This is a genomic window from Paenibacillus sp. 1_12 (assembly GCF_900114475.1).
In the GTDB taxonomy this organism is placed as follows: domain Bacteria; phylum Bacillota; class Bacilli; order Paenibacillales; family NBRC-103111; genus Paenibacillus_S.
The window spans coordinates 66,821-78,997 of sequence record NZ_FOTE01000023.1; the positions used below are offsets into that span (position 1 = coordinate 66,821).

Below are 12,177 nucleotides of genomic sequence, written 5' to 3' on the forward strand. Positions count from 1 at the left end.
CCCCTGTAATTAAACTAACGATGAACGTTTGCTCAAAAAACAACTAAGACGCGGCTGCTGGCATAGATTGGCAACTGCGTTGTGCTAACGGTAGTTTAGTTGATTGTAATTTATATTCCATCAACATCTAATAAAAAACTCGCAGCCTACGTTGACCAGTATGTACGACGACTAACCCTATAAATTATAAAACATAAAAATAAGGATGAGCATCATGCTCATCCTTATTTTTATGTTTTCAGATAAAAGATCTGTGGGGAATGTAAAAATATGAGGATTAAACATTAAAACATGTATCTAGTTAAATTATGCATATTGATTGTAACGATCTAACCCAATATATTTACCTATGTAAGTGTTTTCATTATTGCAAAGAAGGGGATGCAATTGCTCGTTATTGGTTATTGACAAAATTTAAAAAATCGAGTGTAGGGAGGCTTTACACGAACAGGCTTTCATTGAAGAAACGTGCAAGTACCTTTCTGGTGTTTACAATGCTTGCCGCATTTTTCCCCAACGTGTCTACATACCAACAGGCAGCCGCAGCTATAGTACTGCTAGATGAAACAATACATGGCTGAGTTTTTATTCTGGTGCCGCCAATCAGCCCGCAGCCACGGCGCCATACTAAAGAGGGGGAGTATTTATTATTGCGTGTGTGAAGGGCAGCCTTCAAATATAAAAATATAAGGGGTGTATGTATGATTGTAGTAAAGAGAGTAGTCAATATTCTGATCAGCGTTCTTCTTGTGCTCAGTATGTTCCCGACAATCGGGTTTGCCGCGACAGGTGACGATGTAGCTGCACCAACAGGTACTACGCGCGCAGGCACTTGGTTTGAAACTGCGTATGCCACTTGGACAGGTAAATCCGTCGGCGGATACCGGGCTTACGTCCGGACTTTGGGCGCTTATGACTGGAGAGAAAACACCCCAATTACAGGCTGGCTTGTGGACTGGAAAGAAGTGGACGCCCAGCTTGTTCGCAAGGTAGATCCTGCCCGAAACACCTGGCGTGTGGATATTCCTGGTCTTCCCAAAGGGGACTACGAAATTCAAGTCAGGGCGGCTGACGGCATGACGCTTCTTCACTCATTCACCGATCTGAAAACTTGGTCTTTCCCGCGTAATGGCGCAGCGTTTGTGCCTTCCAACGCAAATACATTCGAAGGAAACCACAATTTTGCTCTCAATGGAGCAATAGGCGGATATTTGCCGGATGGAAGGGTGGATCCCAATGCTATCATCATCTATGTAACCCATGAAAATATGAGGCAAACCTTTCCGGCGAATGTATTCTCAACTGGCAGAGGACCTACTGCAAATGCGAGAACACCTCTTGTCATTCGCTTCTTGGGTACTGTCGGTTCTTTTGAAACGGTCAACTCAACCGTTGCCAATTCCGGCACGGTAGGGCCTCCAGGGTTAAACGACAACCGTATGATTCAGGTCGGTCAGGGCAACGGCAATGTAACCTTAGAAGGTATTGGCCCTGATGCGACGATCTTTGGCTGGGGCATAAGCACGAGCGGTGCCCACAACGTGGAATATCGCAACCTCAAGTTCGACCAGTGGTATGACGACGCCATAGAGATTAACGGTACCAATACGACCATAAGGGCTTCTAATGTATGGGTGCATAATAATACATTTGGATACGGACAGAACAAGTATCTCGCCCTGAATCAGGACCCTGACCAGGCAAAGGGTGACGGCGCGACAGACATAACGAACCACGCAAGAAACTACACCGTTTCTTACAATAAGTATGCCGGAAGCAGCAAGGTCTTGCTGATTGGCGGCGGTGTCACTTCCATGAGCCCTCACTATGGCACCTTAGACCACAACTGGTTCCTGGGGTCGGAGGAAAGGACGCCACGTGTGCGCAACGGTAGGGTTCACGTGTTTAACAACCTGTATGATAATATTCAGGGGCATCCGTATCATGATACTCTCTTAAATAGAAATACGGGTTATGGTATTGGCGCAGCCCACAATGCGACCTTATGGGCGGAAGGCAATATTTTTAACAACGTTAACTTCCCGTTCCTTAGAAGCCGCCAGGGTCATGCAAGGGGTAATGATCCGATTGATTCTATATCTGGAAGCGGGTTTAACCATTTCTTTGGAGACGCTCCCGGCTTTATCATCGCAAGAGAGGATGTAACGGAAGGCGACTTCCCTGCTAGTATAGATGGTTTTAGACGTTCCTCAGATTATATGGCCGGTCTTACAGAGGCAGGTCTTCAAGACCTCAGGGATGCTGCTCTAGGACTTCAGCCAAACGTATTTGACGAGGCTTCTCGAAAGTACTTTGACCCGAAGCTGGACATTGGCGTTGTGGTTGCTGCGGGTTCGACTAATACGAATCCGGTCATGACCACAAGCCCGGCTGCGCAATTGGATTGGTCATTCAGGCCAAACCGTAATGGAGTATGGCCGACAGAAACCCCTGAGCAAGTAGCCGCTTTGAGATACGAGATTGAGACCAATTCCGGTGCTATGCCTACACTCGCTCCCGGTTCGGCTCCCGCAGCTCCCGCAATTTCAAGCGTCAAAATCAACGATGAAGCGCGTTCTGCTTTCGGTGGGCCTACGACATTTATACCTGCTCCCGGGAAGATTGTTGTGTACAAAGATACCTTTACAATCAATTGGGTGTCCAAAGATGTTACGACAGACCATTATGAAATTCAGTGGGATAAGGGAAGCAGCAATTGGGAAACAATCGGAACCGTTCAAGCGAATTCCAGGCCAACCACCTTTATCACCCAAAAGATAGACCAATTCGCCAACTTGAACGCTATTTTAGCACAGGCTGGCAGCAGGGATGCAACATATGCCTTTAGAGTAAAGTCGGTCAATTCCTTCGGAGAAAGTGATTGGTCTGATAGCTACGCGATAAGCGGCAATGACCAGCTGGTCATGTTTGACACGGGCGGCGGCAGCGCGGTCGGTCCGCAGCGCGTGCATGTCGGAGACGCAATCACGGTTCCAGCTCGTCCTAAAAAGGACGGTTGGGTATTTGTGGGGTGGTACACGGATAAAACCACCAGCGTCCATATGTGGGACTTTTTGAACGAAAAAGTAGCCGGTTCCATGGTGCTGCACGCAAAGTGGGTCCAGGTGGACGCGACGCATCGCTTGCTGAACGCCTATGCCTCGGCTGAAGAGCTTGAAAGTCCTTTCGTCGCGGCGACGCTGCAGACCTTGGGGACGCTGTCCGCAAACCAGCGCGATCTGACGCTGCCCACTGGCACGACGGTGTACGTAGCCCCCGGCGTGTACTGGACGGATTTGACGTATAAGGAAGGCGGCGTGATTGCTAGTCCGAATATCGGCCTCAGCATTCAGGGCGAGAACATATCTTTCCTCGGCCTTACTCAAGACGCTACAGACACGATCATCAGCGGAAACCGCGGCGAGGGGGGCGAGACCGGCTTAGGCGCGAACGGCAGCTGGTATACGCTTGGCATCTCCTCGGGCTTCCACAGCGAGAACATTACAATCGCAAACTACGCGCAGGAGGATTTGGTTTATCCGCGCGATCCGTCGCAAAATATGAAAAAGCGCATAGACTCCAAAAACCACGCCGAGGTTTTAACGAGAGCCAACGGCACAGGCGTGCCAGACAAGCTGTACTTTAAAAACACACGGTTCGTCGGCTATTTGAACATGATGCTTAACCTTGCGCCCACCCGCGCATATTTCTTAGACAGCTTTCTCCAATTAACGGACGACTCGATTTTCGCCGGCGGTGTCAATGTGTACGAGAACAGTACCTTCCATTTCTTCGGCAACCACCCGTCCGTCAACGGTGCCGGTAACGGCGGCATCAACGTCCTGCTGGGCAGCACAATCGTCGGGATGCCACAAATGACCAGTTCGGATGTTTACCTTGCAAAGCAGTCCAACGCAATAGGCCCTAACGCGAACGGTATCTTTGCCATCATCGATAGCAAGTTCACCGGCCGGATCCAATCTGTCGAGTGGGAAAACGTGGTGCGCGAGGATGCTCGCCACTTTGTGTCGAACAACACAATCGGCGAAGGAAAAACGCCGCTCGTAATCAGCCCGTCCCAGCCGCAAACCTCCGTCACGCTTACGGGAAACACCCTTAAGGCCTTTAAGGTCGGGGAGGAATACAACGTGTATAACCTCTTGAAGGGTAATGACGGTTGGGATCCTAAAGGCCAGAACAGCGCGGATTGGGCACCTTACGCCAACCTGCCGTATCGCTTCTTAGTCGGCGCAACGGGTAAAACCATGTATTCCGACAAATCAGACAGCACCAACAAGGCCGTTTTGACGCCAGCCGCGGCTCCGGCGTCTTCCGTCGACGTAAAGAATACCGTTTGGACATACGATACGAATCTGTTGAACGGCACAGTCGACACCGCAACCGGCAGCATTACACTGATCGCTAAGCCGAACAATACCGGCGCTATCGTTAAGACGATTGTGACGGGCACACTTCCCAGCGGTATATCGGCCGGCGCGACGCTGTACATCCGCCCGACTGCAGTCCCTGCGCCTATAGTTACGGTGCCCGCGATTGATATCGGCCAGAACCTTGCAACGCTCAGTTACATGCTGAACCAGCTCGCATACAAGGATACGTCTGTCATCGAGTGGTACCGCGAGACGGGTCCCGATACTACGAACGGCATTCATATCGGCACAATGCGCAACGATGCTAACGAATTTTTCGTAGACGATCCGTATAAAAATTATGCGCTTAATAAGTACGACGTAGGTTACTACCTGCGAGCCGTTATTACACCGAAGTATGAATTCAGCCCGGCCGGCGCCCCGATCACGGTATACAGCAAACGTGCGGTCACGGCGGCTGACGTAACGGAAACGTCGTTGTATACCGACTTTAAGAATTTGTATGTTACCAATGAAGACAATATCTCCACTAAGGGCAGATGGTTCTTTGACCGCGTGAGCGGTACAGCGGTGCCTTGGGGATGGGGCATCGGAAGCAACGGCACGGATAAAATTTGGGGCCTTCAGAACAATTCAAGCGGTACGAATACCCGATTCGTGTTCGGTCAAGTCGGCAGCTATCGCGACATGTCGCTGATCCTGAACTACTCCACTAGCAAGGTAGAGGGCCAGGGCTTCGGCGGCAACGGCAACTTTATGGATATCTATGTCAAATACGATCCGGCGACCCGCATCGGGTACGGCCTGCATGTGGAACGTACCGCTGCCGGCGGATCTAACGCTACAATATGGACACTGAATAAATATGACGGCGCCAATCAGACACCGTTGAGCGAGCCCCTTAAGACAGTCGCGTTTATGCCAAAGAGCACCATTACCGTTTCCGTGACGGGCAGCACCCTTCGCGTACAGGCCTCGACGCTGTCCGAGAAGACGCCGCTGCAAACCGAACAAAATCTGCCTAATTCGGTTGACATCTCGTGGACGGATGATACCGGCGCTTTGGGTAACAACATTCTCGGCGGCTTCGGCATCCGCATTAACAACTCTGGCAACTCCTCTTACGAATACGGCAACACGGGTACCAATAACACCGTCATGCTGCACAACGTGCGAGTAGATGCCTCGAAACTTGCTTCAACGGATACGACAGCACCGGTTTGGTCTGCTGGAAGTACGCTCACTGCAAGTAACACTACTCACACAGGTACAACACTTACATGGACTGCGGCAACAGATAATGTAGGTGTTACAGGCTACAAAATATATAATGGTTCATCCCTTTTGCAGACAGTAACATCAAATGTATATTCATATGCAGTAACAGGGCTCGCCGCAGGTACATCCTATACCTTTAGTGTAAAGGCTGTAGATGATGGAAATAATTTGTCGGAAGCAAAAACGGTTGATGTCACCACTCTTGCTTCAACGGATACGACAGCACCGGTTTGGCCTGCTGGAAGTACGTTCACTGCAAGTAACACTACCCAAACAGGTACAACACTTACATGGACTGCGGCAACAGATAATGTAGGTGTTACAGGCTACAAAATATATAATGGTTCATCCCTTTTGCAGACAGTAATATCAAATGTATATTCATATGCAGTAACAGGGCTCACCGCAGGTACATCCTATACCTTCAGTGTAAAGGCTGTAGACGATGGAAATAATTTGTCAGAAGCTAGAACGGTTAATGTTACCACTCTTGCTTTAACTGATACGGCAGCACCGGTTTGGCCTACCGGAAGTACTCTTGCCGCAAGTAATACGACACAAACAGGTACAACGCTTACATGGACTGCAGCAACAGACAATGTAGGTGTTACAGGCTATAAGGTATACCAGGGCTCAACACCGCTTACAACAGTGACGAGCGCAATAAACAGCTATAATGTAACAGGTCTAACAGCAGGAACCACCTTTACATTCGCAGTACAGGCAGGGGATGCGACAGGCAACTGGTCTACCAGCGGGCCGAGCGTGACGGTAATAACAGCCGCAACGCCGGATTCACCTACACCAGAAACACCGGCAGAACCGGCAACGCCAGCATCACCATCTGCATCAGAAACATCGGCAGAACCGGCAACGCCAGCATCACCATCTGCATCAGAAACATCGGCAGAACCGGCAACGCCAGCATCACCATCTGCACCAGAAACATCGGCAGAACCGGCAACGCCAGCATCACCATCTGTACCAGAAACACCGGTATCAGTGGTAACGACTACCCCGGGTCAACCGCTATTCGATCTGAGCAAACCCGAGTCGGTTTCCGTTTTGAAGGAGGTATTGGAAGAAAAAATAAGATCTTCTAATGAATCTGTAACGTTTGAAGATGTATCCGATCATTGGTCAGCCGAAAGTATACATGTGTTCTCGAAGCTTGGTGTCGTTAATGGTTACGAGGATGGCACATTTAAGCCGGATGCTCCTATCACTCGCGGCGAGTTTGCTGCTATCGTTGCCAAAACCTTCAATATCGGTACTGGCGAATCGAAGGCTGCTCAGTTTAGTGATATCAACGAAAGCTGGGCTAAAGAAGCGATCTTGGCACTTGCATCAAATGGTATCATCAACGGATATGAAGATGGCACATTCTACCCTGAAGCTAACATCACCCGTGCAGAAATGATCGCCATTATCGCTAGAATCATTAACCTGACTACAGTTCAAGGAACAAGCAGCGCTGCGTTTACCGATATCGGTGATTCGTGGAATAAAGACCAGATTGAAGCGGCAGCAAAGGCCGGCATTATTAACGGCGCGGGTGAAGGTTCCTTTGCTCCGGGCAAAAACTCGACTCGTGCCGAAGCATTGATCGTATTGCTTCGCTCCTTAAAATTGAACCCTGAAATTGCTTCTTTGATTGATTCGTTGAAATAGAAACAAAACAAAAAAGGTGTTGGGGTATTTCACCCCGACACCTTCTTTAAGTACGCCCAGCATAGACGACAACTCTAGGGTGAAAGTCCCGAACGGGGGCTTGCGAGCGTCTACTGTAGCCAAGAGTAAGACCCTCTATGTCAACATTGAACATATGTTTGGTTTTGTGGTTAGGAATATTCTTTATTGTGTTCATGGGAAATATTATTCCGTTTATAGAAATGCCGTGTTTGCGACAATAAATATTGAGGAGTCGTACTTTAAATCTATCGAAAAGCATTTATTTAATGGCCGGTTGGCCCCATGCCCACAAAGCTTGCAATTAGGTTATGCGTTGCTTTCTGAGAGTATTTCCAACGAAGAAGATTTTGAAATCTTTCTTCATCATTGGAGAAGGATAGGGGATTACCAATCGCAACCCCTCGAAAGTTAACCGCACGTGCGACATGTGTTTGCTGAGCGATGTCGATCTCGACTACCAGATGGTGAGTGGTAATTTTTTAATGAGTTGATTTTATTTGTCCTGAGATTTAAACTTCATAGTAGTGCGTCCTCCTAGACGATGGGATTTAAAGGGCTATTACCCGTTGCTTACTCCCATCGTACTGAGGCGCTTTTCTTTTTACAAAGACGAAATTAATCCATCTACAGGAATCTAACGAAAAACGATAGTTCAATTAATTGAAACGGGACCTGCGACTGCTGCAGATCCCTTTTTCAATGCGATTTTTGAAGTATTGCTTTGCAGCCAGTATTATAAAGTGGGTAATTCGTCTTCGCTCAACTAACAGGCAGTTCAATAACATCAAAAAGGCTGCCAATATCAGATGAACTGCAGCCTTCTGTAGTATACCAGCTTTAGACCGTCTTGGACCCTATTCCATACTGGAAGTACGTAGGTGTACAATACACATGCAGTTCAATTCCCACATCAGCTGCAATTTGCTCAATCTCCTTGTCGCCAAAGAAATTCTTCACTATAGTGGCATGATCACCATTGTTAAGTTTCCGAACCATCGTTTGCCCAGATGCCCCCACTACATGAGACTCACGGGTTCCTGCTGCTTCTCGATCATCGACAAAGAACATTTTCCCTCCAGTCTTCAAACAGCTTGATACCATGGTGAAAAAGCCGACCAATCTCTCTCTTGGTAAATGCGATATCCAAAAAGTAAAAGCAACTGCATCATATAAATGATCAGGAGACCAGCTGAAAAGGTCAGCAATGATCGTCCTCACATTGGGTTCAGCAACTACGGGATTATGCGAAAGCATTTCTACGGAACCGTCTACAACTGTCAGTGTCCGACTTTCTTTTAAGAACAGACAACTCCAAGTGCCGGTTCCCGCTGCAAGTTCGAGGAAGTCTCCTTGAAAATGCTCTGCTTTAAAAGCAGCCTTAACCATGCTGACATCATCGAACCAGATTCGGTTAGCTTCGTCTCCGTGATTAAATGTGCCACGACGGTACCACCAGTCGTCATACTCTGGAGCTCGTTCACGATAATAGTTTAACTGATCCTGAAGCTGCTCATCTGTCACACTTTCGTGCGAAACACCTTCGCGCTCTTTGTTGTTCATGCAAACATCTTTCCTTTCTCTCATCAGGGCAGAGCCTATGATTTCTCCATTGATCATTATCCCAATAAAATTGAATTCTCACATGCTTTCGTTGAATATCTCCCTGCCAAAATTCTTCCTACACGGTAACGGCGTAAAGCATCCAACTGGAAGCAACCACTTCTGGTTCGGTTAGATCCGATTACCCATATCACCTTCTTGCTCCAATTCCCTGCTTTGATACTCTGTGAAGCATTGTTATTATTGTAATCTATATATAATCATAGATATAATATATTTTTATTATTTATCCATATATTTAATGTATAAGTGAACTTACAAGTAGCATATATATGTGTGATTTGAACTATTTCTTTGCCGCAGTACGAATCATTATTTTGCCGTAGGTTCTAAATTTGAAGAATTTCCTTGTCGCCAGTTCTGTAAAGAGGATAATTCGATCTTCGCTCCAATAACGGGCATAATAGTTGAAAAAGGAAATAAAATCTCAATCTCGGATATCTAATGTAATCGGATAGCTAAAAATTTGATGACAGACAGGATTTAGATAAGATGATAAAAGGCTTCGGAGGAATATTTTGGAGAACTAACAATCCTTAAGTTATAAAATAATGGTACAGTGAAGTGTTGAAGATTGAAATAGAAAATTGGAATGGGACTGTGATAAAACCCCAATTAGGAAATGAGAATATCTTTTCTTTCTTTACTGAGAATGAAAGTTATTAGCGATCAGGATAATGTCATTATCCGTTTGAATGATCTGGTTGATAAGCATGCTCCCAATTTGAAAAAGATTCTGGACAGCAATTCAGTGGTGAAGAAGCAGATCAGTACGGATAACGGAGATATTTATGCGTTTCCTTCTCTCAATATCCAAAAAATCGGGTGTTTGGCGGCATCATGCTCCGGCAGGATTGGTTGGATGAGCTCGGCCTTGCAGCTCCTGAAACTATTGAGGAATGGGTAAAGGTATTAAAGTCTTTCAAAGAGAATAAGGGTGCAACCTCTTCCTATACACTGACAAAAGCCCATATTGGAGGGATCACCGGCTTCCTTGAGGCTTTTGGGATCAATAATGATTTTTATGTAGATAACGGCAAGGTCAAGTATGGTCCTTACGAAGCTTCATAAAAGCAATTTCTTACCTTATTCAGCAAATGGTACAGCTTAGACTTGATAGACAAGGATTTTGCTACCAATGATGGTAAAACCTTCGACGCCAAGGTAACAATAGAAAAAGCGGGAGCTTTCTCCGGATATATTGGGAGCAGCATGGGCAAATACATTCCAGCCTTGAAGGATAAGAATCCAAAGGTCAATTTGGTCATGGTTCAGTATCCGGTATTGAACAAGGGGGATGCTCCGAAGTTTGTTCAACGGGATTTGGGAGTACAACACTTTTGGAGCGGCTGCCATTTCAGTTGCCAACAAGAACCCTGTGGAAACGGTCAAATGGTTGGAATATCTCTATAGTGAGGAAGGACACTTGTTGAAAAATTTTGGCGTTGATAGTTTGACCTACAAGATGGAAAACGGGTAACCGAAATATACGGATCTCATAACGAAGAATCCTGACAAGCTTTCGATCGGAGAAGTTTTATTATCCTATTGAGCAGGAGCAGAGGTTGATCAATTATATGAAAGCCGGACAGTTGGATAATGCTCAACATGCCCTGCAGGACATTTTCGAGAAGAATTTCTCCAGTGGACCGATGTCTGTTGACCTGGCCAAATGTCTCATGTTTGCCATGATTGGAACGATGCTGAAGACGTTAGATGGTATGGCGATTCCCGAAGAATCGTTTATGGATACGTTGCAGCCGATTGCGAGACTTTTGGGTTGCGAAAGCGTCCCTGAAATGAAATCGGTGATGCTTGATATATTAATACAGGTTTGCGATTATGTAGAAAAGAATAAGAAAAGCCACAACACGGATATAATAGATCTTGTATTGGGGCATATTTCGGAGCATTACCAGGATGTCAATCTAAGCATTATAACCATTGCAGAGCATATGGATGTCCATTCCTCGTATTTATCCAAGTTTTTTAATGAGCAAACGGGAGAGTCCATGCTGGATACAATCAATAAGACGAAGCTTGACAAAGCCAAGGAGCTTCTCGGCGAGGGCTGGAGCATTGGTGACACAGCTGTTAAAGTAGGCTTCTACAACAGCAACGCATTCATCCGTGTTTTTAAGAAATACGAGGGGATTACCCCGGGACAATTTAAGTCTATGCTTTGATTGCTGATGAGTTATTGCTGCTCTGCTCGAAGGATACAAACGACACTTAATAAAATCTCCAGAGAGTTAGGGAATGATTAATGTGATACGAGGCTACTGCATGACGGATAGTCTCATTGTGCAAACGAAGAACTATAATTGAGGGTCTTGCATCGCGGAGTTCCTCTTTTGTTTATTAAAGTAACGAGCAGGTTTGTTGAATATCAATTCCTATAATCGTACTATTAATTATCGGAGCATAACCGTAATAAGGAGCTAACCTCAATGAATATCTCTCGATTGGATCATTTGGTTTTGACTGTAAAAAATATTGATAAAACATGTGACTTCTATAACCGAGTATTAGGAATGAAGGTTATCACTTTTGGGGATGGAAGAAAGGCACTACATTTTGGACAACAGAAAATAAACCTACATGAAGTAGGTAAAGTGTTTGAACCAAAAGCAAAAATTCCAATGTCTGGATCCGCCGATCTATGTTTTATAACAGATGTCCAAATTCCAGATGTGATTCATCATTTAGGTAGTTGCCGAGTACCTATTGAAGAAGGTCCTGTAAAAAGAACAGGAGCATTAGCTCCTATTACGTCTGTGTATATAAGGGATCCTGATGATAATCTGATAGAGATTTCTAACTATTAATTAAGTTTTAATTTACTTTTTATGAGCTAACTGGGAACTATGGTTAGGAGCTTGCTTCATGAAGTGACCCCCAAAAGTTAGACAGTATATAGTTAGGCTACCTCTAACGCATGAGTTCGGTACTGTACCGGGCTCATGCGTTTTAGTTTTGCCTTTATTCGTTTGTGGTTGTAATAGTGGATATATTGATCAAGTTCTACTTTGAATTGTTCAATGCTATCAAATTCTTCTGTATATAGAAACTCGGATTTTAGGATCCCAAAGAAATTCTCCATAACGGCATTGTCGTAACAGTTCCCCTTACGTGACATGCTTTGTGTTATGCCTTGTTCCTTCAATGACTGCTGATATTGGGGCATTTGGTAATG

The 12,177-nt window shown here is 45.9% G+C and carries 7 protein-coding genes and 2 pseudogenes; 6 read left to right on the plus strand and 3 right to left on the minus strand.

The window, feature by feature from the left end:
- Positions 1-701 precede the first annotated feature (701 nt).
- Entirely contained in the window at positions 702-7,340 is a 6,639-nt protein-coding gene (locus BM210_RS29515; protein ID WP_091176093.1) for an S-layer homology domain-containing protein, read from the plus strand.
- An 858-nt stretch (positions 7,341-8,198) separates the two neighbouring features.
- Here the strand turns inward: BM210_RS29515 and BM210_RS29525 are convergent.
- Positions 8,199-8,921: a class I SAM-dependent methyltransferase gene (locus BM210_RS29525; protein ID WP_177238076.1), complete on the minus strand. Its 723-nt coding sequence runs from the start codon at positions 8,919-8,921 to the stop codon at positions 8,199-8,201.
- Positions 8,872-9,024: pseudogene (locus tag BM210_RS36335) on the minus strand (hypothetical protein); the annotation flags it as partial. The pseudogene BM210_RS36335 and the gene BM210_RS29525, both read right to left, overlap by 50 nt.
- A 449-nt stretch (positions 9,025-9,473) precedes the next feature.
- On the opposite strand from BM210_RS36335, the pseudogene BM210_RS29535 reads away from it, so the two are divergent.
- From BM210_RS29535 to BM210_RS29555, 5 genes and pseudogenes are all read left to right on the plus strand, one after another.
- Positions 9,474-9,644 (plus strand): annotated as a pseudogene (locus BM210_RS29535) (glyoxalase); the annotation flags it as partial.
- 177 nt (positions 9,645-9,821) lie between these two features.
- Positions 9,822-10,052, plus strand: a complete 231-nt coding sequence (locus BM210_RS35455; RefSeq protein WP_091176097.1) for a hypothetical protein — start codon at positions 9,822-9,824, stop codon at positions 10,050-10,052.
- Between the two features lie 238 nt (positions 10,053-10,290).
- Positions 10,291-10,461 (plus strand): hypothetical protein, encoded by a 171-nt coding sequence (locus BM210_RS35095; RefSeq protein ID WP_177238078.1) that lies wholly within the window; start codon positions 10,291-10,293, stop codon positions 10,459-10,461.
- Positions 10,462-10,546: 85 nt separating this feature from the next.
- Positions 10,547-11,167, plus strand: a complete 621-nt coding sequence (locus BM210_RS29550; protein WP_091176100.1) for a helix-turn-helix domain-containing protein — start codon at positions 10,547-10,549, stop codon at positions 11,165-11,167.
- A 264-nt stretch (positions 11,168-11,431) separates the two neighbouring features.
- Complete coding sequence (locus tag BM210_RS29555; protein ID WP_091176102.1) at positions 11,432-11,809, plus strand: VOC family protein; 378 nt, start codon at positions 11,432-11,434, stop codon at positions 11,807-11,809.
- A gap of 92 nt (positions 11,810-11,901) precedes the next feature.
- Here BM210_RS29555 and BM210_RS29560 read toward each other — a convergent pair.
- A partial coding sequence (locus BM210_RS29560) for an IS3 family transposase (protein ID WP_143101121.1) occupies positions 11,902-12,177 on the minus strand: 276 nt, incomplete at its 5' end.

Coding starts and splice junctions, on each gene's coding strand:
- BM210_RS29515 (WP_091176093.1), top strand. CDS start 702: ATGATTGTAGTAAAGAGAGTAGTCAATATTCTGATCAGCGTTCTTCTT.
- BM210_RS29525 (WP_177238076.1), bottom strand. CDS start 8,921: ATGAACAACAAAGAGCGCGAAGGTGTTTCGCACGAAAGTGTGACAGAT.
- BM210_RS35455 (WP_091176097.1), top strand. CDS start 9,822: ATGCTCCGGCAGGATTGGTTGGATGAGCTCGGCCTTGCAGCTCCTGAA.
- BM210_RS29555 (WP_091176102.1), top strand. CDS start 11,432: ATGAATATCTCTCGATTGGATCATTTGGTTTTGACTGTAAAAAATATT.